18 protein-coding genes are annotated in these 22,554 nt (G+C 73.6%); 14 read left to right on the top strand and 4 right to left on the bottom strand.

Annotation, left to right across the window (positions count from 1 at the left end; all coding sequences use genetic code 11):
• Positions 1-238 precede the first annotated feature (238 nt).
• The 12 genes from fbaA to ACFV2S_RS27075 all read left to right on the top strand — a co-directional run bounded on the left by fbaA (position 239) and on the right by ACFV2S_RS27075 (position 15,566).
• Entirely contained in the window at positions 239-1,261 is a 1,023-nt protein-coding gene (gene fbaA, locus ACFV2S_RS27130; protein ID WP_383790133.1) for a class II fructose-bisphosphate aldolase, read from the top strand.
• A gap of 64 nt (positions 1,262-1,325) precedes the next feature.
• Entirely contained in the window at positions 1,326-2,483 is a 1,158-nt protein-coding gene (locus ACFV2S_RS27125) for a MalY/PatB family protein (protein WP_383790136.1), read from the top strand.
• Between the two features lie 151 nt (positions 2,484-2,634).
• A complete protein-coding gene (locus ACFV2S_RS27120) occupies positions 2,635-4,629 on the top strand; it encodes an Ig-like domain repeat protein (protein WP_385564229.1) in 1,995 nt (664 codons plus the stop codon).
• 82 nt (positions 4,630-4,711) lie between these two features.
• A complete protein-coding gene (locus ACFV2S_RS27115; protein WP_385564226.1) occupies positions 4,712-6,205 on the top strand; it encodes an MFS transporter in 1,494 nt (497 codons plus the stop codon).
• Between the two features lie 15 nt (positions 6,206-6,220).
• Positions 6,221-6,634, top strand: a complete 414-nt coding sequence (locus ACFV2S_RS27110) for a DUF3151 domain-containing protein (protein WP_383790143.1) — start codon at positions 6,221-6,223, stop codon at positions 6,632-6,634.
• A 208-nt stretch (positions 6,635-6,842) separates the two neighbouring features.
• Complete coding sequence (locus ACFV2S_RS27105) at positions 6,843-7,703, top strand: tryptophan 2,3-dioxygenase family protein (RefSeq protein WP_376508218.1); 861 nt, start codon at positions 6,843-6,845, stop codon at positions 7,701-7,703.
• Positions 7,696-8,886 (top strand): kynureninase, encoded by a 1,191-nt coding sequence (kynU, locus tag ACFV2S_RS27100; protein ID WP_385564221.1) that lies wholly within the window; start codon positions 7,696-7,698, stop codon positions 8,884-8,886. Before ACFV2S_RS27105 ends, kynU begins: the two co-directional genes overlap by 8 nt.
• Before the next feature lie 94 nt (positions 8,887-8,980).
• On the top strand, positions 8,981-9,850 hold the full coding sequence (locus tag ACFV2S_RS27095) for an alpha/beta hydrolase (RefSeq protein WP_385564218.1): 870 nt from the start codon (positions 8,981-8,983) through the stop codon (positions 9,848-9,850).
• Positions 9,851-9,941: 91 nt separating this feature from the next.
• The gene (locus tag ACFV2S_RS27090) at positions 9,942-12,203 is read left to right on the top strand and encodes an FG-GAP repeat domain-containing protein (RefSeq protein ID WP_385564215.1); all 2,262 of its coding nucleotides are present in this window, start codon (positions 9,942-9,944) and stop codon (positions 12,201-12,203) included.
• Positions 12,204-12,280: 77 nt separating this feature from the next.
• Positions 12,281-13,603 carry a sensor histidine kinase gene (locus ACFV2S_RS27085; RefSeq protein ID WP_385564212.1) on the top strand — a complete coding sequence of 441 codons (1,323 nt, stop codon included), beginning with the start codon at positions 12,281-12,283 and terminating at the stop codon, positions 13,601-13,603.
• Positions 13,600-14,262, top strand: coding sequence for a response regulator (locus ACFV2S_RS27080; protein WP_382865282.1), 663 nt, complete (start codon positions 13,600-13,602; stop codon positions 14,260-14,262). Before ACFV2S_RS27085 ends, ACFV2S_RS27080 begins: the two co-directional genes overlap by 4 nt.
• Positions 14,263-14,369: 107 nt before the next feature.
• A complete protein-coding gene (locus ACFV2S_RS27075) occupies positions 14,370-15,566 on the top strand; it encodes a cytochrome P450 (protein WP_385564207.1) in 1,197 nt (398 codons plus the stop codon).
• Between the two features lie 122 nt (positions 15,567-15,688).
• Here the strand turns inward: ACFV2S_RS27075 and ACFV2S_RS27070 are convergent, their stop codons facing one another.
• The gene (locus ACFV2S_RS27070) at positions 15,689-17,278 is read right to left on the bottom strand and encodes an ABC transporter permease (RefSeq protein ID WP_385564204.1); all 1,590 of its coding nucleotides are present in this window, start codon (positions 17,276-17,278) and stop codon (positions 15,689-15,691) included.
• Positions 17,275-18,174, bottom strand: a complete 900-nt coding sequence (locus ACFV2S_RS27065) for an ATP-binding cassette domain-containing protein (protein WP_385564201.1) — start codon at positions 18,172-18,174, stop codon at positions 17,275-17,277. Before ACFV2S_RS27065 ends, ACFV2S_RS27070 begins: the two co-directional genes overlap by 4 nt.
• A gap of 62 nt (positions 18,175-18,236) precedes the next feature.
• Between ACFV2S_RS27065 and ACFV2S_RS27060 the strand changes: the two genes are divergently transcribed.
• Positions 18,237-18,749: a GbsR/MarR family transcriptional regulator gene (locus ACFV2S_RS27060; RefSeq protein ID WP_385564198.1), complete on the top strand. Its 513-nt coding sequence runs from the start codon at positions 18,237-18,239 to the stop codon at positions 18,747-18,749.
• A 25-nt stretch (positions 18,750-18,774) separates the two neighbouring features.
• Here the strand turns inward: ACFV2S_RS27060 and ACFV2S_RS27055 are convergent, their stop codons facing one another.
• Together ACFV2S_RS27055 and ACFV2S_RS27050 are read right to left on the bottom strand one after the other, a co-directional pair.
• Positions 18,775-20,166, bottom strand: a complete 1,392-nt coding sequence (locus ACFV2S_RS27055; RefSeq protein WP_385564194.1) for a hypothetical protein — start codon at positions 20,164-20,166, stop codon at positions 18,775-18,777.
• Between the two features lie 54 nt (positions 20,167-20,220).
• Positions 20,221-21,012, bottom strand: a complete 792-nt coding sequence (locus ACFV2S_RS27050; RefSeq protein ID WP_385564191.1) for a diacylglycerol kinase — start codon at positions 21,010-21,012, stop codon at positions 20,221-20,223.
• Between the two features lie 143 nt (positions 21,013-21,155).
• Here ACFV2S_RS27050 and ACFV2S_RS27045 point away from each other — a divergent pair, with 143 nt between their 5' ends.
• Positions 21,156-22,439, top strand: coding sequence for an adenylosuccinate synthase (locus tag ACFV2S_RS27045; RefSeq protein WP_385564188.1), 1,284 nt, complete (start codon positions 21,156-21,158; stop codon positions 22,437-22,439).
• Positions 22,440-22,554: the final 115 nt, after the last annotated feature.

The raw sequence follows: 22,554 nt of genomic DNA, 5'->3' as shown, positions 1-22,554 counted from the left end.
TCTTGCTGGGCACCCCCCGCCTCTGTGTCGTGTTCTGCCGCCGTGAGGTCCCCCTGCTGGGACTCGATGTTTTTTTTCCGGGGGGGGGGGTTTGTCCCCCCCCCCCCCCCCCCCCCTTCGGCATGCCGCGCCCGTGGGAGCCCGCACAAGAGTCTGGAAAGATGGGCCGCGACGATGACGTCGCCCCTAGGTCAGGGACAGCAACGCACACACCCCGCACATCACAAGGAGCGGACGAATGCCCATCGCAACCCCCGAGGTCTACAACGAGATGCTCGACCGGGCGAAGGCAGGCAAGTTCGCCTACCCGGCCATCAACGTGACTTCGTCCCAGACCCTGCACGCCGCCCTGCGCGGCTTCGCGGAGGCCGAGAGCGACGGCATCATCCAGATCTCGACCGGCGGAGCCGAGTTCCTGGGCGGCCAGTACAGCAAGGACATGGTCACGGGCGCCGTTGCCCTGGCCGAGTTCGCGCACATCGTCGCCGCGAAGTACGACATCACGGTCGCGCTGCACACCGACCACTGCCCGAAGGACAAGCTGGACGGCTACGTCCGCCCGCTGCTGGAGGTCTCCGCCGAGCGCGTCGCCCGCGGCGAGAACCCGCTGTTCCAGTCGCACATGTGGGACGGCTCCGCCGAGACCCTCGCCGACAACCTGGCCATCGGCCAGGAGCTGCTCGCGAAGGCCGCCGCCGCCAAGATCATCCTTGAGGTCGAGATCACCCCGACCGGCGGCGAGGAGGACGGCGTCACCCACGAGATCAACGACGAGCTGTACACCACCGTCGACGACGCCATCCGCACCGCCGAGGCCCTCGGCCTGGGCGAGAAGGGCCGCTACCTGCTCGCCGCGTCCTTCGGCAACGTCCACGGCGTCTACAAGCCGGGCAACGTCGTGCTCCGCCCGGAGCTCCTCAAGGACCTCCAGGCCGGTGTCGCCGCCAAGTTCGGCAAGGCCGACCCGTTCGACTTCGTCTTCCACGGCGGCTCGGGCTCCACGGCCGAGGAGATCGCCACCGCCCTGGAGAACGGCGTCGTGAAGATGAACCTCGACACCGACACCCAGTACGCCTTCACCCGCCCGGTCGTGGACCACATGTTCCGCAACTACGACGGTGTCCTGAAGGTCGACGGCGAGGTCGGCAAGAAGTCCACCTACGACCCGCGCACCTGGGGCAAGCTGGCCGAGGCCGGCATGGCCGCCCGCGTGACCGAGGCGTGCGCCGCGCTGCGCTCGACCGGCACGAAGCTGAAGTAAGCGTGTGAACGACGGGCCCGGTACCTCCCCAGGTGCCGGGCCCTCGTGCGTCCATGGAGGGCTGATGTACGACTTCGACCGGGAGATAGACCGGCACGGGACCTGGTCGGTCCAGTGGGACGGCGTGGCGGACCGCTTCGGCGTCTCCGACCTGCTGCCGTTCACCATCTCCGACATGGACTTCGCGTCCCCGCCGGAGGTCCTCGCGGCGCTGCGCGAGCGCGTCGACCACGGGGTCTTCGGCTACACGGACTGGCGGCTCGGGGAGTTCCGGGAGGCGATCCGCCACTGGTACGCGAGCCGGTACGGCGCCGAGATCGACCCCGGCACCCTGGTGTACGCGCCCTCGGTGCTCTCCCAGCTCTCGCAGCTGCTCCAGATGTGGACCGCCCCCGGTGACGGCGTGGTCGTCCACACCCCCACGTACGACGGCTTCCGCAAGGCCGTCACCGGGCTCGGGCGCGAACTGCGGGGCGTCCCGCTCGACGACCCCGAGGCCCTGGAGCGGGAGCTCGCCCGGCCGGACAGCCGGATGCTGCTGCTCTGCTCCCCGCACAACCCGACCGGCCGGGTGTGGACGGAGGAGGAGCTCCGGGGCTTCGCCGAGCTGGCCGAACGGCACGGCGCCGCCGTCGTCAGCGACGAGATCCACGCCGACCTGACGACCGACGGCCACCGGCACGTCCCCTGGACCCGGATCGCCGAGCCGGGGCGGGGCCGCCGCTGGGCCCTGGTCACCTCCGGCACGAAGGCCTTCAACTTCCCGGCCCTCTCCGGCTCGTACGGCATGATCGGCGACCCCGACGAGCGGGAGGCCTTCGTCCGCCGGATGGAGACCGGGGAGGGGCTCGCCTCGCCCGCCGTGCTCTCGCTGACCGCCCACATCGCCGCGTACCGGCAGGGCGCGGCCTGGCTGGACGAGCTGCGCGGCTACGTCGCGGGCACGATGGAGCTGGTCCGCGAGCGCCTCGCGGGGCTGCCGGGTGTGGACTGGGCGCCCCCGCAGGCCGGCTATCTGGCCTGGATCGACCTGCGGCCGCTCGGGATCGAGGAGACCCGCCTCCAGGAGGAGCTGGTGGAGGTGGAGAAGGTCGCGATCATGCCGGGCGGGGTGTACGGGACGCCCGGTTTCGTCCGGCTGAACGTCGGCTGCCCCCGGAGCAAGGCCGAGCGGGGCGTGGACGCGCTGGTCAGGGCGGCGGAGCGGCTGCGCCGCGGCTGACCGGGAGGCACGGCGGCCGCCCGTGCGGGGCGGCCGTCCTCCCGTCGTGGATACCGGGAGGCGGAGTGTCGGCGGCGTGATCTAGTCTGCGCTGACCGAGCCCCGACGTCCGTGGGCCGGAGACCATGTTTTTCTGGGGGGTCTCTTCATCGTGCGCAAGCGCACTCTCTCCGCCGCGACGTCGTTCGCGGTCCTCGTCAGCTCCGCGGCCCTGGTCGCGGGCGCGGCCGGCCAGGCGGCCGCCGACAGCAGCAAGGCCCTTCCGATGTCGTCCGTGGGCGACATGCTGGTGGACGGCGTCCACCGGAAGATCTTCATCAGCGACCCGTACCTCGGGAAGGTCGTCGCGACCGACTACGCCGGCACGGTGCTGGGCACCGTCACCGGCCTGCCCGGGGTCACCGGGCTCGCGCTCTCCGCCGACTCGGGGAGCCTCTACGCCGCGGTGCCGGGCGCCGACGCCATCGTCACCGTGGACCCGGAGACGGTGACCGAGCGGGTCCGGTACGCCACCGGCGACGGCACCGATCCGCAGTTCGTGGCCTCCGCGGGCGGCAGGATCTGGTTCGGCTACGGCAACGGCGACCACGGCGACATCGGGTCCGTCGACGCCTCCGGCGCCGAACCCGTCGTGACCCTCGCCCAGGACTCCGAGCTGAACTACTCGGGCGCCCCGCGGCTCGTCACCTCGCCGACGGACCCGAACGTCATCGCGGGCATGTCCTCGTACTACCACCGGTTCCTGCTCGGCACCTACGACGTGTCCACGGGCACCGCGACGCGGACCGCGCGCACCGCCCCCGACGTCGGCTCCGTGGGCATGGCCAACGACCTCGCCTTCACCCCGGACGGCGGCAGGATCATCACGGCCACCGCCGGCAACCGGCACCGGGTGTGGCGGACCGCCGACATCGCCGAGCTGCCGTCCTACGCCAGCGAGTACCACGGCGTCGCCGTGGCCATCGCGCCCGACGGCACCGTGGCGGCGGGCTCCGACGCCTGGTACGACCCGGACGTGTTCGTCTACCGTCCGGGCGAGACGAAGGCCGTGCGGCAGTACGACTTCCCCAACACCGGGGTCTACAGCAGTGGCGACAGCCTCGCACCGAGCGCCCTCGCCTGGGAGCCGGGCGGCAGCCGCCTGTTCGCGGTGACCACGGCCAGCAGCGGCGGCAGCACCCGTCTGAACGTCCTCGACCAGCCCACCAAGTCCGTGCCGACGGTCACCGTGAAGGCGCCGGCCACCGTGGCCGTGATGAAGCCGGTCACCGTCTCCGGCACGGTCGCGGCGACGCTGGGGCTGCCTGCCGGCACGCCGCTCACGGTCACGCGGTACGACGCCGACTTCCCGAAGGGCAAGGCGATCGGGCCGAAGAAGCTCGGCGCGGCCGGGACGTTCTCGTTCACCGACACCCCCACCGCGGCGGGCGGCGTCACGTACCGGGTGACGTTCCCGGGCGACGCCACGCACGCGTACGCGACCGGCACGGCGCTGGTGAAGGTCACGCCGTTCACGACCGCGCTCACGCTCGACCAGAACCGCCGCACCGTCAACTACGGCACCAACGTGACGTACACCGCCACCCTCGGCTGGTCGTACCGGAACCGCGTGGTGGAGATCTGGGCCGACCCGTACGGCACGGAGCCCAAGCGGCTGCTCAAGCGCGGCACGGTCAACTCGGCGGGCAAGCTGTCCGTGACGACGAAGATGACCCGCGACACCTGGGTGACCGCCGACTTCGCCGGCGACACCCGCTCCGGCCGCGCCCACGTCGGATCGACCGTGTACACGCGGGCCGGTCTGACGACCGCGCTGTCCCGGCACTACAAGTGGTCGAAGATCGGCACGATCTGGTACCAGACGTACCACCAGACCGCCGACCCGCTGGTCACCGCCTGGAACAACCCGTACCCGGGCCGCAAGACCAAGTACGAGCTCCAGGTCTGGTACTCGGGTGCCTGGCGCACCGGCGCCGAGGACTACGTCCGACTGAACGGCGGCGGCATGGCGTACATCGCCTTCGACGGCGACGGAGCGGCCGGCGTCCGCGCCCGGATCCGCACGTCGTACGTGGACGGCACGTCCGGTGACGACGTGAACACCACGTTCCACGGCGCCTGGAAGTACTTCAACTTCACCCGCTGACCCGTAGCGCCCGCGCAGCCCCGTCCACCGGTCCCCAGGACTCCGGTGGGCGGGGCCTCGGCGTTCGCGGGATCATGCAGACATGGACATCCGGTTGAGATCCGGGACGGGACGCTGGATCGTCTTCACCACCGTCCTCGGGTCCGGGATGGCGCTGCTCGATTCGACCGTCGTCAACGTCGCCCTGCCCCACATCGGCGAGGACCTGGGCGCCGACCTGGCCGTCCTGCAGTGGACGGTCAACGCCTACATGCTGACCCTGGCCGGGCTGATCCTGCTCGGCGGCTCGCTCGGCGACCGGTTCGGACGCCGGAAGGTCTTCGTCGTCGGGGTGGTGTGGTTCGCCCTCGCCTCCCTGCTGTGCGGGCTCGCCCCGAACGCCGGGGTGCTGATCGGGGCCCGCGCCCTCCAGGGCGTCGGCGGGGCGCTGCTCACGCCCGGCTCCCTCGCGCTGATCCAGGCCAGCTTCCACGAGGACGACCGGGCACGGGCCGTCGGGCTCTGGTCGGGCTTCGGCGGGGTGGGTGCGGCGATCGGCCCGTTCGTGGGCGGCTGGCTGGTGGACGGCCCCGGCTGGCGGTGGGTGTTCCTGCTGAACGTGCCGCTCGCCGCCGTCTGCGTGCCCGTCGCCCTGCGGCACGTGCCCGAGTCGCGCGACGAGACCGCGCACGGCCGGTTCGACGTCCTCGGCGCGGTCCTGGGCGCGACGGGGCTCGGGCTCGTCACGTACGCCCTGATCGGCGCGGCCTGGTGGGCCGGGGTGGCCGGGGTGCTGGTCGCGGCCGGGTTCGTGGCGGTGGAGCGGCGGCGCGGGGAGCGGGCGATGGTGCCGCCGTCGATCTTCCGCTCGCGGCTGTTCACCGCCGTCAACCTGGTCACGCTGTGCGTGTACGCGGCGTTCGGCGGCTTCTTCTTCCTCACCGCGCTCCAGCTCCAGGTGGTCTCCGGCTACTCGGCGCTCGGTGCCGGCACCGCCCTGCTGCCGACGACCGTGCTCATGCTGCTGTTCTCGGCCAGATCCGGGGAACTGGGGGAGAAGATCGGGCCCCGGATCCCGCTCACCGTGGGGCCGCTGCTGTGCGCGGCGGGCATGCTGCTGATGCTGCGGGTCGGGGAGAACGCCTCGTACGTCCAGGACGTGCTGCCGGCGACGCTCGTCCTCGGGGTCGGCATGACGGCCCTGGTCGCCCCGCTGACCGCGACGGTCCTCGCCTCCGTGGACGTGTCCCGGGCGGGTCTCGCGAGCGGCATCAACAACGCGGCGGCCCGCGCGGCCGGGCTCGTCGCGGTGGCCGCGCTGCCCCTGCTCGCCGGGATGGGCCCGGACGCCTACCTGTCGGCGGACGAGTTCGACGCGACGTTCCGGCGGGCGATGCCGATGTGCGCGGGGATCCTGGTGGTGGGCGCGGCCCTCGCCTGGACGACGATGCGGACCCCGGCCGCCCCGGCCGCCTGCCACCCGGAGTGCCGGGTGCACTGCGGGGTGCAGGCCCCGCCCCTGGACCCGGGGCAGCGGGACGCCCGCGCCGAGGAGGGGGACGCCGGGCGGGACGGGGACGGCGGGGCGCGCTCCTGAGGCAGACTGGGGCCCATGGCCATCCACGAGAACCTCCTGGGGGGACCGGCCCCCACCCACCTGCCCGACGACCCGGGGCCGCGCGAGCTGCTCGCGAACGGTACGGCGCCGGCGGACGTCGCCGCGAAGTACCCGACGTCCTCGCTCGCCTGGGCGCAGCTCGCCGACGACGCCTACGAGCGCGGCGCGGTCGTCGAGTCGTACGCCTACGCCCGCACCGGCTACCACCGCGGCCTGGACGCGCTGCGCCGCAACGGCTGGAAGGGCCACGGCCCGGTGCCGTGGGAGCACGAGCCGAACCGGGGCTTCCTGCGCGCGCTGCACAGCCTGGCCCGGGCGGCCGGCGAGATCGGCGAGAAGGACGAGTACGAGCGCTGCACGACGTTCCTGCGGGACTCCTCCCAGACCGCGGCGGAGACGCTCGGCTGACGTCTCCCGGCTCTCTCACGGCACGCCCTTCCCTCCCGCGCGGGGGGAAGGGCGTCCCTGTTGATCGAACTCCGATTCGTGTCATGATGCGCTTGGGACGCGCGCGAAGGAGCACGCCTCCCGAGGGGACCGGAGCTCCCGTGGCGCACCGTCGAGTGCGCGCGGTGGAGCGGACCGCTACCCGGTAGCACGTATCGAGGAGACAGAAATGTCAGCCTTCTCAGGTTCTCCCGATGCCTCCGGAGCCGGCTCGGTCGTCGACGACCCGAACCTCGACTTCGCGGGCACGACGCCGTACGAGGACTACGTCCAGGCGGACGTCCTCACCCACCTCCAGCACCTCCGCTCGGACGACCCCGGCGAGATGGTCTTCCTGGTCACCACCCAGGTCATGGAGCTGTGGTTCACGGTGATCGTCCACGAGTGGGAGACCGCGAGCCGGGCCCTGCGCGAGGACCGCGTCCCGGTCGCGATGGACGCGCTCAAGCGCTCCGTGCGCGAGCTGGAGGCGCTCAACCACTCCTGGCGTCCGCTCGCCCAGCTCACCCCGGGCCAGTTCAACGCCTACCGGGCGGCGCTCGGCGAGGGCTCCGGCTTCCAGTCGGCGATGTACCGCCGCATGGAGTTCCTGCTCGGCGAGAAGTCCGCGTCGATGCTCGTCCCGCACCGGGGCGCGCCCCGCGTCCACGCCGAGCTGGAGAAGGCGCTCCAGGAGCCCAGCCTGTACGACGAGGTCCTCGGGCTCCTCGCCCGGCGCGGCCTGCCCGTGCCGGCGTCGGTCCTCGGCCGTGACCTGGCGCAGCGGTACGAGCCCTCGCCCGAGGTCGAGGCGGTCTGGGCCGGGATATACGCGGACGCCGACCAGAACGCCGAGCTCGTCCGGCTCGGCGAGGCGCTGAGCGACGTCGCCGAGCTGGTCTGGCGCTGGCGCAACGACCACCTGGTGGCGACCCGGCGCGCGATGGGCGCGAAGACCGGCACCGGCGGCTCGGCCGGTGTGGCCTGGCTGGAGAAGCGGGCGCAGAAGAACGTGTTCCCCGAGCTCTGGACGGCCCGCAGCCATGTCTGAGACGTACGAGGAGAGGGCCGCCCGGCTTGACGCGGCCGACGGGCTGGCCGGGCACCGCGCGAAGTTCGCGCTCGACGAGGACACCGTCTACCTCGACGGCAACTCGCTGGGCGCCCTGCCCGCGCACGTTCCGGCCCGCATGGCCGACGTCATCACCCGCGAGTGGGGCGAGCTGCGCATCCGCTCGTGGGACGAGTCCGGCTGGTGGACCGCGCCCGAGCGGATCGGCGATCGGATCGCCCCGATCGTCGGGGCCGCCCCGGGGCAGATCGTGGTGGGCGACTCGACGAGCGTGAACGTCTTCAAGGCGGTCGTCGCCGCGGCCCGGCTGAGCGGCGGCGACCGGACGGAGATCCTCGTCGACGCGACGACGTTTCCCACGGACGGGTACATCGCGCGGTCCGCGGCGCGGATGACGGGTCACGCGATCGTGCCCTGCGATCCGGCCGACATGGCGGCCGCGGTGAGCGACCGCACGGCCCTCGCGCTGGTCAACCACGTCGACTACCGCACCGGCCGGCTCCAGGACCTGCCCGGGCTCACCGCCGCGCTCCACGCGGCGGGCGCGCTCGCGGTCTGGGACCTGTGCCACAGCGCGGGCGCCCTGCCCGTCGGCCTGGACGCGCACGGGGTCGACCTGGCCGTCGGCTGCACCTACAAGTACCTCAACGGCGGACCCGGTGCGCCCGCGTACCTGTACGTCGCCGAGCGCCACCAGGCCGCCTTCGACTCGCCCCTGCCCGGCTGGAACTCGCACGCCGACCCGTTCGGCATGACCCCCGGCTACGAGGCGGCGACCGGCGCGCTCCGGGGCCGGGTCGGCACGCCCGACATCCTCTCCATGCTGGCCCTCGAAGCGGCGCTCGACGTCTGGGACGGGGTCGGCATCGAGGAGGTGCGGGCCAAGTCCCTCGCGCTGACGGACTTCTTCCTGGAGTGCGTCGAGGCGTACGTCCCCGCGGGCCGCGTCACCTCCGTGACCCCCGGGGCGCACGGCGAGCGCGGCAGCCAGGTGGCGCTGCGCTGCGAGGACGCGGCCGCCGTGATGCCGGAGCTGATCAAGCGCGGGGTCGTCGGGGACCTGCGCCGTCCGGACGTCCTGCGGTTCGGGTTCACGCCGCTGTACGTGGGCTTCGCGGACGCGGAGCGGGCGGCGAGGACCCTCGCGGAGGTTCTTCGGTAGGGCGGACGATCGGCTGATCTGCGGGGGTTCCGGTGCTGGTACCGTCCCCGCAGGTCAGGCCAATTCGGCCGCGTACCCGAGAGGTTGGAACAGCATGCCGGACCCCGCCGCGCGCGATGCCGCCGAAGAGGCGTCGGCCTTCTCGCACCCGGCCGTCGCCCCGGACGCCACCGCCGCGTACGGCGACCACCCGGACCAGGTGGTCGACTTCTACGCCCCGCGCGACGGGCGCGCCGGTGCCCCGCTCGTCGTCGCCCTGCACGGCGGTGCCTGGCGGGCCCCGTACGACCGGCAGCACCTGACTCCCTTCGCGGACTTCCTGGCCCGCCGGGGCTTCGCGGTGGCGAGCGTCGAGTACCGGCGCGGCCCCGGCCTCCCCCACCAGGGCGGTGCGGCCCCGGTGGCCGGGCGCTGGCCGGAGACCTTCGACGACGTGGCGGCGGCGCTCGACGCCGTACCGGAGCTGGCCGCCGCGCACCTGCCGCAGGCCGATCCGCGGCGGACGGTCCTCACCGGCCACTCGGCGGGCGGCCACCTCGCGCTGTGGGCCGCCGCCCGGCACGTCCTGCCCGCCGGGTCCCCCTGGCGGCTCCCCGCCCCGCCGGCACTGCGCGGGGTGGTGGCCCTGGCCCCGATCGCCCACTTCGGGCGGGCCGTGGAGCTGGGGGTGTGCGGCGGCGCGGTCACGGAACTCCTGGGCGGCGAGGCGCGGTACGGCGAGCGCGCGGCCGCCGCGGACCCGTCCGTCCTCCTCCCGACGGGCATCGCGACCACCGTCGTCCAGGGCCGCGAGGACGTCGTCGTCCCGTACGCCGTGGCCGAGGCGTACGCGGAGGCGGCGGCGAAGGCGGGCGAGGAGGTCGGCCTGACGCTCCTGGAGGGCATCGGCCACTTCCCGCTGATCGACCCGGCGGCGGACGCGTGCGCGGTGGTGGCGGAGGAGATCGCCCAGCTGGCGTGGTGAGCCGGGTTCCTTCGTACAACCATGCGAAGCGTTCGCGGGTCTCATCGGGCGTCGCACTGCCGCGCCCGATCTTCCTCGTGGGGGTTTCACCTTGCAGCTCCGTTCCACCGGTACCCGTCTCGCCCTCGCCGTCACGGCCGTCCTCGCCGTCACGGCCGTGGGCGCGGGCACCCTCGCCACGGCCCCGGCCGCCTTCGCCGCGACCGCGGCCCCGGCCGAACGGACCGACGGCCTCGCCGTCTTCCCCGAGGGGTCCCGGCTCGGGGGCGTGGCCGCCTCCGGCTTCCTCAGCTACTCCTTCGCGGCCGACAGCACCCGGAACCTGCTGTGGACGCCCTACGACGGCGGGACCGCGATCCCGCTCGGCGCCCCCGAGGGCTGGGCCTCCGGTGCCGGTGACGTGGTCGTCCTCGGCGACGCCTCCTGGTCGGCCGAATTCCGTTCGATCACCCTGCGGGACATGGCCGTCCCGGGCGCCCCGTCCGTGGCCGTCGACCTCGGCGCGCTCGACGCCACGTTCGTCGCCGTACTGAGCCCGACGAGCGTGCTCGCCCAGGTGACGAACGAGGCCGGCCAGGCGGAACTGCACGTCGTGACCAAGAGCGGCGCCACCACGACGAGCCACAGGATCTCCGGGCTTCCCGCGGACGCCACCGACTACTTCGGCTCGCAGGCCAACGACGGCACGGTCCTCGTCGGGTACGAGACGGGCCCGGAGGCGAACCGCACCGGCGGCCGGGCGCTGGTCGACGTGACGGCCGGGACGGTGACGGCGACGTACGCCTCTCCCGAGTCCGGGTTCGGCTACGGCGGCCTGGAGTTCTCGGACTCCTACGTGACCTGGTTCGGTTACGAGGCCGGTGTCGGCGACTCCATCACCTCCGTCGACCGCAGGACGGGCACGGAGAAGAAGACCGTCCTCGGCCGCCACACCGACGCGTGGTACAGCTCGCTCGTGGGCGAGTGGCTCGTCTACGGCAACGCCGACACGCCCGCCAAGGCGGTCTCCCTGGCCACCGGCGAGATCCGCGAGCTCGGCGTCACCTCCGCGGGCGTGGCGGGCTCGACCGACGGCAGCGCGGTCCTGGAGGGCAGCCGGGAGGCCGACGGCAGCGGCCTGTTCCGCGTCACGGCCGGCGCGGACGGCACCCCGGTCGTCACCAGGGTCGCGGAGACGGGCGAGCTGCCGGAGCCGCCGGTGACCGTGCCGCCGCTGGCCATCGAGCAGGTCCACGTCCCCGAGGCGGTGAACCCCGACAAGACCGGCGGCAAGATCACCCTGGGCTGGACGCTGTCCCGCGCGGACGCGTACCTGGACGTCACGCTCACCCACATCGCCACCGGCAAGGAGTTCAGGAAGCGGCTGACCGCCCCCGAGTCCGGCACCGAGTTCTCCTTCACCTGGGACGGCGTCATCGAGGACGCGACCCCGGACGGGATCAGGGATGTCGACGCGCCGAACGGCAAGTACGCCGTGGAGGCCGAGGCGACGCTGCTCGACGGCACCGGCGAGCCCGCCTACCAGGGCTGGTTCACGCACCTCACCCGGACGTACAACCCGCACGACTTCAACGACAACGGCTCCACCGACGTCCTGCACCGGGACGCCGCGGGCGTCCTGTGGCGAACGGACATGCGGGACCGCACCCCGGCCTTCGGCGAGGTCAGGACCGCCAGTACCGCGCGCATCGGCGGGGGCTGGGGGATCTACAAGCAGATCGAGGCCGTCGGCAACGCGGGCGGCGCCGCCACCGGTGACGTGACCGCGGTCGACGGCTCCGGCGTGCAGTGGCTCTACCTGGGCAAGGGCGACGGCACGTTCGCCCCCCGGGTGAAGGTCGGCACGGGCTGGGGCGTCTACAACAAGATCGCCGGCGGCTCGGACCTCGACGGCGACGGCCGGGCCGACCTCGTGGCCACGGACGCCGCCGGCGTCCTGTGGTTCTACAAGGGCACCGGAAACTACGCGAAGCCGTACGCGGCCCGGGTCCGGGTCGGTGGCGGTTGGCAGGTCTACAACCACCTCGCCGCCGTCGGGAACATCGCCGGCACCGCCGCCGGGGACCTCGTCGCCCGCGACACCACCGGCGTCCTCTGGCTCTACCAGGGCAACGGACGAGGCGGCTTCGCCCCGCGCGTGAAGGTCGGCGGCGGCTGGGGCGTCTACTCCCAGCTGGTCGGCGCCGACGACCTCAACAACAACGGCAGCCCCGACCTGATCGCGTACGGGACGAGCGGCGAGTACGGCGCGTACGTCTACCGCACGACGGGCAGCGCCACGGCTCCCTTCTACGGCCGCCAGACGACGGGCCTGTTCAGGAACGACGGCCTCTCGTACAACAACGTGGGCTGAGAACGGCTCTAGTCCTCAAGGGGGACCCGGAAGGATCCGCATCCAGCGGGACGACCGGGTTCCCCACCGCCCGTACGGTGGTTCGTGTGACCCAGACACAATCCCCCGAGACGAGCCGAAGCCCCGAGTTCCGCCTGGCGCAGGACGCCCTCGGTGGACTGCGCGCGGACCTCTTCCACGACGCCTTCGCCTTCCGGCCGCTGCCGCGCATGGACGTGACCACCGGCCCGACGCGCTTCCTGCCGGGGCGCATACGGATCTACGCGGGGCTGCTCCCGCACGCGTTCGTCGCGTTCTGCGCGGTGATCGTCTTCGGCCTCGGGTACGACCGCATCTACTACTCCTTCGGTCTGCTGGCGTTCGTGACCACCGCCGTGCCGGCCGCGGTCGTGCTGCTCACCCTGGTCCGCCCGGTGCTCGCGTTCTGGACCTCGCTCGCCACGGCCCCCTTCGTGGGGTACATCGCCGGGTACGAGATCGGCTGGCCCTGGGCGGCGAACTCGCTCGCCGCCCACCTGGTGGTCCTGGCCGTGGTCGCCGCCCGGACCCGGCCCCGCACGGCCGCGTGGATGTGGCTGGTGACCGCGGGCTACTGCCTCTTCTCCGAGATGTTCCTCGGGGTCGGACGCGGCTCCGACTCGGTCCCGCTGCTGTTCGTCGCGGCGCTGCTCCTCCTCACCGTCACCGTCTTCCAGGTCCGCCGCCAGGCCGACCGCGAGGTCTCCGCCCAGCAGACCGTCACCGCCCAGGAGCGCTCCAGGCGGACCCTCCTGGAGGAGCGGACGACCATCGCGCGGGAGCTGCACGACGTCGTCGCCCACCACATGTCCGTCGTCGCCATCCAGGCCGAGGCGGCCCCGTACCGGGTGGAGAACCCGCCGCCGGAGCTGGAGCAGGCCTTCCTGACCATCCGCGAGAACGCCGTCGCCGCGCTGACCGAGCTGCGCCGCATCCTCGGGGTCGTACGGGCCGAGGACTACGAGGCGCCCGACGCCCCGCAGCCCACGCTCGGCGACCTGGACGCGCTCGTCGCCAACGTCCGCGAGGCCGGGCTCGACGTGGAGAAGACGGTGACCGGCGCGGTGCGCGAGCTGCCGCAGGGCGTGGAGCTCTCCGCGTACCGCATCGTCCAGGAGGCCCTGTCGAACGTGCTCCGGCACGCGCCGGGAGCGGCGGCGAAGGTCGAGGTCAGCTATGTCCTGGGCGGTCTGGGGCTGCGCGTCGCCAACGGTCCCGCGCGGGGGCTCGTGAAGCCCTCCCCGGGGGCGGGGCACGGCATCACCGGCATGCGGGAGCGTGTGACGATGCTGGGCGGGGAGATGACGGCCGAGGCGACCGACGACGGTGGCTACGAGGTGACGGCCTTCGTCCCCGTGAGCCGCGAGGAGGCCGAGCAGTGATCCGCGTACTGATCGTCGACGACCAGATGATGGTCCGTGAGGGCTTCTCGGTGCTGCTCGGCGCGATGCCGGACATCGAGGTCGTCGGCGAGGCGGTCAACGGCCGGGAGGCGATCGCGCAGGTCGCCGCCCTCCGCCCCGACGTGGTCCTCATGGACATCCGGATGCCCGAGCTGAACGGCATCGACGCCACCCGGGAGATCGTCGCCGCCGACGCGGACGCGAAGGTGCTGGTCCTGACGACCTTCGACCTCGACGAGTACGTGTACCAGGCGCTGCGCGCCGGGGCCTCCGGCTTCCTCCTCAAGGACGCCTCGGCCCGGCAGCTCGCGGACGGCGTCCGGGTCGTCGCGGCCGGCGAGGCGCTGCTCGCCCCGACCGTCACCCGCCGGCTGATCACCGAGTTCGCCAAGGCGCCGGGGACGTCTCCGCGCCCGCCCGCGATGGCGCAGATCGGAGAGCTGACGGAGCGGGAGACGGAGGTCCTGGTCCTCATCGCCCAGGGCCTGTCGAACGCCGAGATCGCCGACCATCTCGTCGTCGCCGAGTCCACGATCAAGACGCACGTCAGCCGGATCCTGGTGAAGCTGGGCCTCCGCGACCGCACCCAGGCGGCGGTCTTCGCGTACGAGGCTGGCCTGGTCCGCGTCGGAGGCTGAGCCCCGGCCCCCGGGGCACGCGCTGGTAGGCCTGGGCGCCGGGACCCGCGCGCTGGGACCGGTGTGCGTCGGGGGACTCGGGGCGGTGCCGGGGGTAGCGTCCGGGCATGGATGCTGTGGACGCTGTGTACGACCCCTGGTCGGCGGAGTTCGTCGCCGATCCCTACCCCGCCTACGCCCGGCTGCGCGCCGCCGGCCGCGCCCACTGGCACGGTCCCACCCGCCAGTGGCTGATCCCGCACTACGAGGACGTGTCGGCGCTGCTGCGGGACCGGCGCCTGGGCCGGACCTACACCCATCGCTTCACGCACGAGGAGTTCGGCCGGACGCCTCCGGACGCCGCGTACGAGCCGTTCCACACGCTCAACGACCACGGGCTGCTCGATCTGGAGGCGCCCGACCACACCCGGATCCGGCGGCTCGTCTCCAAGGCGTTCACACCGAGGACCGTGGAGAACCTGGCGCCGACGGTGCGGAGGCTGGCCGCCGGCCTCGTCGGTGACCTGGTGGCGGCGGGCGGAGGCGACCTGCAGTCCGCCGTCGCCGAGCCCCTGCCGGTCGCGGTGATCGCCGAGATGCTGGGCATCCCCGAGGAGGACGAGGAGCGGGGGAGGCTGCGGCCCTGGTCGGCGGCGATCTGCGGGATGTTCGAGCTGAACCCGTCGGAGGAGACGGCCCGGCGGGCGGTCGAGGCCTCGGTCGCGTTCTCGGACTACCTGCGGGAGCTGATCGCGCGGCGGCGGAAGAGCCCGGGGGAGGACCTCATCTCGTCGCTGATCGCGGTCGAGGAGCTGACGGAACAGGAGATGATCTCCACCTGCGTCCTGCTCCTCAACGCGGGCCACGAGGCCACCGTGAACACCACGGTCAACGGCTGGTGGACGCTCCTCCGGCAGGGCGTCCGTCCGGATCCCGAAAAGTTGTCCACAGCTGTGGAAGAACTTCTGCGCTACGACACCCCGCTCCAGATGTTCGAGCGCTGGGTCCTCGACGACATCCGGCTCGGCGACGTCACCCTCCCGCGCGGCTCGGAGGTCGCCCTCCTCTTCGGCTCCGCCAACCGCGATCCCGCCCGCTTCGGCCCCACAGCCGACGTCCTCGACCTGGAACGGGCCGACAACCCGCACATCACCTTCGGCGCCGGCATCCACTACTGCCTCGGCGCCCCGCTCGCCCGCCTCGAACTGACCGCCGTCTTCAGCGAGCTGCTGAGGCAGGCCCCGGGCCTGCGGCTCGCGGCGGAGCCGGTGCGGAGGCCGGGCTACGTCATCCGGGGCTTCGAGGAGCTGCTCGTGGAGCTGTGACCCGGCCCCCCGCTCATGCCGGAAGCCCCGGCCAGGTCCTGGACGGGCGCAGGGCCGCAGCCCGCTTCCGGCGGCGGAGCCCCCCGGCCGGGTCCCGAGCGGCCGCGGGCCCCACGTGAGCCTCAGCCCGCCACGTCCCTCCGCCGCAGCCCCGCGAGACCCGCCGCGGTCAGGGCCGCCGCCAGGGCCGTCAGGGCCAGGACCGGGGGCCACGCCATGTCCGGCCCCGGCAGCTTCGGCAGGTGCCCGAAGGGGGAGACGTCCAGGACGGCCTGCGGCAGGCCGAGCGCGGGGCCGATCCAGCCGAGCGCCAGGCACAGCCCGGCCACGCCCCACGCGGCGGTCGCGGCCCTCGGGGCGGCGCCCCAGAGCAGGACCGCGAGCCCGGCGAGCGTCCAGACGGCCGGGAGCTGGACGAGCGCGGCGCCCAGCACCGGGCCGGGCTCGTGTCCGTACGAGAGGGCCAGGCCGAGTCCGGCGAGGGCCAGGATCAGGGCGGAGCCGCCGAAGGCGATCACGAGGTGCCCGGCGGCCCACCGCAGCCGCCCGAGGGCGCCCGCGAGGAGCGGTTCGGCCCGTCCCGAGGTCTCCTCGCCGTGCGCCCGCAGCACGGACCCGACGGCGTAGAGCGCCGCGAGCATCCCGAACAGCGAGACCATGGTGGCGAGGAACGCCTCGGTCAGCGCGCTCTGGCCGCCCATCCGCTCGAAGATCTCGCGGGCCCGTTCGTTGTCGCCGACGAGGTCGGCCGCGCCCTCGACCATCCCGCCGAAGACGAGCCCGCCGAGCAGGAAGCCGAGCGACCAGCCGAGGAGCGTGCCGCGCTGGAGCCGCCACGCGAGCGCCCCGGCGCCGGCGAGGCGGCCCTCGGCCGGGCCGGGCCGGGTCGCGAGGAAGCTCGCGCCGACGTCCCGGCGGGCGGTCAGCGCGTACGCCGCCGCCGTCTGGACCAGGACGGCCGCGAGGATCAGGAGCAGCACCCACCAGCGCTCGCCGGCGAACGCGCGGACCTGTTCGGCCCACCCGATCGGCGAGAGCCAGGTCAGAACGGACGAACCGTCCGGGGACCCCGCGTCCCCCGCCGCCCGCAGCACGAACGCCAGGCCCAGTACGGCCGCCGCCAGGCCCTTCGCGAGCCGGGCGCTCTCCGTGACCTGGGCGGCGAGCGCGGCCGTGGTCGCGAAGAGCATGCCGGTGCCGCCGATCGCCAGGCCGAGTGCGAGCGCCCCGGCCGCGCCCTGTCCGGCGAGGCCGGCGGTGACGAGGAGGGCGACGGCCGTGTTGAGGGCGAGCGCGGCGAGGAGCGCCGCCGTCAGCGGGGCCCTGCGGCCCACCGCCCCGGCGGACAGCATCTCCTGACGGCCCGTCTCCTCCTCCTCGCGGGTGTGCCGGACCACCACGATCAGGCTCGCGACGGCGGCGAGGACCGCGCCGAAGGTGCCGAAGCGCCAGGCGACGAGCCCGCCGAGGGAGTCGCCGAAGACCGGTCCGTACAGCGCGCGCATCGAGCTGTTGGCGGTCATGGACGCGGCGGCGTCGGCGCGCTCGGCGGCCGTGCCGTACAGGCCCTCCAGGGATCCGGCGCCACTCGCGACCATGCCGCCGGTGACCAGCGCCCAGAGGGGGAGCGTGAGCCGGTCGCGGCGCAGCGCGAGCCGGGTGAGGGCGCCGGTCCCCTCGGCGGTTCCGGAGCGGATGCCCGGGCCGGTCATCGGACGGCCTCCTCCGTGTAGTGCCGGAGGAAGAGCTCCTCCAGGGTCGGCGGGGTGGAGGTCAGGCTCCGCACGCCGGCCGAGGTCAGGGCGCGGAGGACGGCGTCGAGCTTGTCGGTGTCGACCTGGAGCTTCACCCGGCCGCCGCGCACGTCGAGGTCGTGGACGCCGGGGAGGAGGGCGAGTCCGTCGGGCGGTCCGGCGAGTTCGGCGGTGATGCTGGTACGGGTCAGGTGCCGCAGCTCCGCGAGCGAACCCGACTCGACGGTCCGGCCCTTGCGGACGATGCTGATCCGGTCGCAGAGCGCCTCGACCTCGCTGAGGATGTGCGAGGACAGGAGCACCGTCCGCCCCTGCCGCCGGGCCTCGCGCACGCAGTCCTGGAAGACCTCCTCCATCAGCGGGTCGAGGCCGCTGGTCGGCTCGTCGAGGACGAGCAGGTCGACGTCGGCGGCGAAGGCGGCGACCAGGGCGACCTTCTGGCGGTTGCCCTTGGAGTAGGTGCGGCCCTTCTTGGTGGGGTCGAGTTCGAAGCGCTCGACGAGCTCGGCGCGCCGGGTCCGGTCGAGCCCTCCGCCGCCGCGCAGCCTGCCGTACAGGTCGATGACCTCGCCGCCGGAGAGGTTGCGCCAGAGGGTGACGTCGCCGGGGACGTACGCGAGCCGCCGGTGCAGGTCGACGGCGTCCTTCCAGGGGTCGCGGCCGAGGAGCCGGGCGCCGCCGGAGTCGGCGCGGAGCAGGCCCAGGAGGACCCGGATCGTGGTGGACTTCCCGGCTCCGTTCGGGCCGAGGAAGCCGTGGACCTCGCCGGTCTCGACGGTGAGGTCGAGGCCGTCGAGCGCGTGGGTGCGCCCGAAGGACTTGTGGAGTCCGACGACGCTGATTGCCTTCGTCATGCTTCTGAACGTACGGTAGTTTCACAAACTTGTGAAGTTAAGAAACTGCATAAAATCGGAGGATGGGTGAGAGCGACATGACGACGAAGACCGACGGGGGCGAGGACGAGGCGGCCGTGTCCCGCTTCGTCGAACGGTTCGCCGCCGAGATGACCGCCGCCGGCATGCAGCGCATGGCGAGCCGCGTCTTCGCGGCGCTCCTGGCCTCCGAGACGGCCTCCATGACCTCGGCCGAGCTCGCCGGACAGCTCCGGATCAGCCCCGCGGCGGTCTCCGGCGCGATCGGCTACCTCACCCAGGTCGGCATGGTCAGCCGCGAGCGCGACCCCGGCACGCGCCGCGACCGGTACGTCCTCCACAACGAGCTCTGGTACGAGACCTTCACCCGCCGCGACCAGGTCCTGATCCGCTGGGAGAAGGTCCTGGCGGAGGGCGCGGAGACGCTGGGCCGCGACACGGCGGCGGGGCGGCGGACGGCCGAGACCGCGGAGTTCTTCGCCTTCCTGCACGGAGAGATCGGCGGAATCATGGACCGCTGGCGCGCCCGCAAGGCCGCGGGACCCCAGGAGACCTGAGCGCCGGCGCGGCCGGGGCGGGGCCTCAGGAGGCCCGGGTCTCCAGCGGCGGGGCGAGCCGGTCGAGGAGTGCGGCGAACTCCGGCCGCCCGTCGTCCTCCGCGTACGGCCCCGCCGGCCACAGGGGCCGCCCGCCGATCCGGGGCACCACGAACGGCATGCGCCCGTCCGGGGTGAAGTCCCGCCAGCCGTGCAGGCCGACGGTGCCGACGGGCAGGGCCGGCAGACCCCGGCGCGGGTCCTTCCGGGGGCCGGGCGGCACCAGCGGGAGCACCGCCTCGGGCCGGGCGTACGGCCCGCCGTACACCGGGAACAGCACCAGGACCGGCGCGCCGCCCCGGGGGTCGTACAGCAGGACGTACCGGCGCAGCCGGGGCGGGAAGGAGGTCGCGGCCCGGACCATCACCCGCGCCAGGTGCCGGCCGCCGGTCAGCAGCCCGTGGCAGGCGTACGCGAGGGCTCCCAGGACCACCGCGCCCAGGAGGTACAGCTTCGGCAGGTCCTCCTCCGGCGGTCCGGTCAGCGCGACCGCGCCCACGGCCGCGCAGAACCCGAGCGCGACCAGCACCCGGGTCGCCCCGGAGATCCGCCGCAGGCTCCGCACCCGCCACCAGGCCACGTCGCGCGCGTCCTTCTCGGGGCGGGGCGCCCGGCCCTGGGGCCCGGCCTGCCGCCGGGCGTGCGCGGCGAGGGTCGCGTAGGTGGGCCCGGCCGCACCGGGCGCGGGACGCGCCTCGCCGAGGTCCGGGGGAGTGCCGTCCACGGTGCCGGATCCCTGAGCCGGTCCCCGCGCGGATGCGGGAGCCGGTGCGGGCACGGGCCCCGGCCGCCGCGAAGCCGGTACGGGCACGGACCCCGGCTGCCGGGGTTCCGCCCGCCGCAGCAGCCCCCCGGCCTCCGCCCGGGCGAGGGCGCGGCGGCGCACCCGCCCGCCGCGCAGCGGCTTCGCCCAGATCAGCTCGCCGCCGCCGGGCGGCGCGAGGACGCCGCCCGCGCGGGGGTCGCCGCACCACCACAGGACGCCGTCCGGGCCCGGGCGGACCAGCTCGTACCGCTGCCGGGTCGCGACCACGGTCAGCGGCCAGGCCCCGGAGCCGCCGGGGGCGCGCAGGACGACGGTCGTCGCGTACGCGCTGTCGCCGAGCGCGACGGCGGGGTGCGCCGACCAGGTGCCCGAGGCGAGGGCCCGCCGCATCCGGCGCGCGTGGATCCGGGAGCCGATCCCGCCGCCCAGCGCGACGATCCCGAACCCGAGGGGGACGACGGCGGCGCCGGTGGAACCCGTGCCCACGAGCAGTGCCGCGATTCCCGCGGTCAGGACGACGGTCGCGAGCCCGCCGATCATCAGCGAGCCGGCTCTTCGCCGGTACCGCTCCAGCGCGACCGCCGTCTCCTCGACGCCCAGCGCACCCGTCATCGCACGTCCCCCGCCGTCCGTGGGCCCAGGACGGCCGACGGCCCCGGCGCGCGGTCAGGCGGCGTCCCGCGGCAGCGTCAGCCCCCACGCCCCCGCCCGCACCGTCCACGTCCGGCGTCGTACCGGCCCCGTCAGCCGTCCGTCCGCGCGGTAGCGGAAATCCGGGCCCGAGACCGTGATCGTACGGGCGGTCGCGTGCCGCGCGGGAGCCGCGGCCGGGCGGACGGTCACCTCGGCCGTACCGCCGACGGCGCGGACCGTCAGGCCCTCGACCGGCGCGTCGACGTCGGCGAGCAGCACCCCGTCCGCCTCCACCCGCAGCCGGGCGGCGGGCGCGGGCGCCGGGCGGACCAGGGTGCGGACGAGGGAGCGGCAGGTGCCCCAGACGGTGGGCGCGGCGGGGACGGCGGCGGGGGTGCCGGGCACCCACAGGTCGCCGAGGACGACGCCGTCGCTGTCGTCGACGAGCAGGTCGAGACGGCGTACGGCGCCGTGCAGGACGACCCGGGCCGCCGCCGGCGTGGAGCGCGGCACGCCGAGCGCGTGGGCCACTTCCAGGGCCTCCGGGGCGCCGATCGGGACGAGCGAGAGGGCCCTCTCGGCGAGGTCCCGCTCGCGGTGCAGCAGGGCCACCGTGCGGAGCAGCGCGCGGTCGTCGCCGAGCACCACGGGGCGCCGGGAGCCGCGCCGGGCCAGGGCCCGGGAGAATTCCTCCGGCCCGTCCGGCAGGCAGATCTTCGCCTCGGCGCCCGCGGACAGGACATCCTTCGCGATCCGTACGGACTCGCCGTCACTTCGGCGGGCGACCGGGTCGACGATGACCAGCAGCTGGTCGTGATCCGACACCTCGGTCCTTCCTCGGGTAGCATCTTTGTGCAAGAGCCCCTTGCGCTATTGCGCCAGGGGCTTCGTCTATTCCGGGGCACACCGGTGAGGCGGCGTACGCCCCCTGACCTTGGACATGCCCCACCCGGAAGGGGTGTACGCCTGTGCCCGCACTTGTGCTGCTCGGTGCTCAGTGGGGTGACGAGGGCAAGGGAAAGGCCACCGACCTCCTCGGTGGATCCGTGGACTACGTGGTGCGTTACCAGGGCGGCAACAATGCCGGCCACACGGTCGTCGTGGGCGACCAGAAGTACGCGCTCCACCTCCTCCCTTCCGGAATCCTCTCGCCGGGGTGCACCCCGGTGATCGGAAACGGTGTCGTCGTCGACCCGGCGGTCCTGCTCTCCGAGCTGAGCGGGCTGAACGAGCGAGGCGTCGACACGTCGAAGCTCCTGATCAGCGGCAACGCCCACCTGATCACCCCGTACAACGTCACCCTCGACAAGGTGACGGAACGGTTCCTCGGCAAGCGCAAGATCGGCACCACGGGTCGTGGCATCGGTCCGACCTACGCCGACAAGATCAACCGCGTCGGCATCCGGGTCCAGGACCTGTACGACGAGTCGATCCTGTCGCAGAAGGTCGAGGCGGCGCTGGAGGGCAAGAACCAGCTCCTCGCCAAGCTGTACAACCGCCGCGCGATCGAGGCGGAGCAGATCGTCGAGGAGATGCTCCAGTACGCGGAGCAGATCAAGCCGTTCGTCGCGGACACCACGCTGATCCTCAACAAGGCGCTCGACGACGACAAGGTCGTGCTCTTCGAGGGCGGCCAGGGCACCCTGCTCGACGTCGACCACGGCACGTACCCCTTCGTCACCTCCTCGAACCCGACCGCGGGCGGCGCCTGCACGGGTGCGGGCGTGGGCCCGACGAAGATCTCCCGCGTGATCGGCATCCTGAAGGCGTACACGACCCGCGTCGGCGCCGGCCCGTTCCCGACGGAGCTCTTCGACGCGGACGGCGAGGCGCTGCGGCGCATCGGCGGCGAGCGCGGTGTGACCACCGGCCGTGACCGCCGCTGCGGCTGGTTCGACGCGGTCATCGCGCGCTACGCGACCCGGGTCAACGGCCTGACGGACTTCTTCCTCACCAAGCTCGACGTGCTGACGGGCTGGGAGCAGATCCCGGTCTGCGTCGCGTACGAGATCGACGGCAAGCGCGTCGAGGAGCTGCCCTACTCGCAGACCGACTTCCACCACGCGAAGCCGATCTACGAGATGCTGCCGGGCTGGTCCGAGGACATCACGAAGGCGAAGACCTTCGCGGACCTGCCGAAGAACGCGCAGGCGTACGTGAAGGCGCTGGAGGAGATGTCCGGCGCCCCGATCTCCGCGATCGGCGTCGGCCCCGGCCGCACCGAGACGATCGAGATCAACTCCTTCCTCTAGGAGAGCGACGAAGGGCCCGCACCCCCCCCCGCCCCGGGGGGGGGGACAACTAACGTAGGGGAGTAGGGGCGGGGTGTTTACCCCCCGACCAGAGACCACACGTTGTTGTGGGAGA

The sequence above is a fragment of the Streptomyces sp. NPDC059695 genome (genome assembly GCF_042733785.1).
Taxonomy (GTDB): domain Bacteria; phylum Actinomycetota; class Actinomycetes; order Streptomycetales; family Streptomycetaceae; genus Streptomyces.
The sequence above is the reverse complement of the archived record's forward strand: the minus strand, read 5'-3'. Positions and strand labels throughout refer to the sequence as shown.

What these genes read in the sequence shown, in the direction of transcription:
- fbaA (WP_383790133.1), top strand. Translation starts at nt 239, where the DNA reads ATGCCCATCGCAACCCCCGAGGTCTACAACGAGATGCTCGACCGGGCG.
- ACFV2S_RS27125 (WP_383790136.1), top strand. Translation starts at nt 1,326, where the DNA reads ATGTACGACTTCGACCGGGAGATAGACCGGCACGGGACCTGGTCGGTC.
- ACFV2S_RS27115 (WP_385564226.1), top strand. Translation starts at nt 4,712, where the DNA reads ATGGACATCCGGTTGAGATCCGGGACGGGACGCTGGATCGTCTTCACC.
- ACFV2S_RS27110 (WP_383790143.1), top strand. Translation starts at nt 6,221, where the DNA reads ATGGCCATCCACGAGAACCTCCTGGGGGGACCGGCCCCCACCCACCTG.
- ACFV2S_RS27105 (WP_376508218.1), top strand. Translation starts at nt 6,843, where the DNA reads ATGTCAGCCTTCTCAGGTTCTCCCGATGCCTCCGGAGCCGGCTCGGTC.
- kynU (WP_385564221.1), top strand. Translation starts at nt 7,696, where the DNA reads ATGTCTGAGACGTACGAGGAGAGGGCCGCCCGGCTTGACGCGGCCGAC.
- ACFV2S_RS27095 (WP_385564218.1), top strand. Translation starts at nt 8,981, where the DNA reads ATGCCGGACCCCGCCGCGCGCGATGCCGCCGAAGAGGCGTCGGCCTTC.
- ACFV2S_RS27075 (WP_385564207.1), top strand. Translation starts at nt 14,370, where the DNA reads ATGGATGCTGTGGACGCTGTGTACGACCCCTGGTCGGCGGAGTTCGTC.
- ACFV2S_RS27070 (WP_385564204.1), bottom strand. Translation starts at nt 17,278, where the DNA reads ATGACCGGCCCGGGCATCCGCTCCGGAACCGCCGAGGGGACCGGCGCC.
- ACFV2S_RS27065 (WP_385564201.1), bottom strand. Translation starts at nt 18,174, where the DNA reads ATGACGAAGGCAATCAGCGTCGTCGGACTCCACAAGTCCTTCGGGCGC.
- ACFV2S_RS27060 (WP_385564198.1), top strand. Translation starts at nt 18,237, where the DNA reads ATGGGTGAGAGCGACATGACGACGAAGACCGACGGGGGCGAGGACGAG.
- ACFV2S_RS27055 (WP_385564194.1), bottom strand. Translation starts at nt 20,166, where the DNA reads ATGACGGGTGCGCTGGGCGTCGAGGAGACGGCGGTCGCGCTGGAGCGG.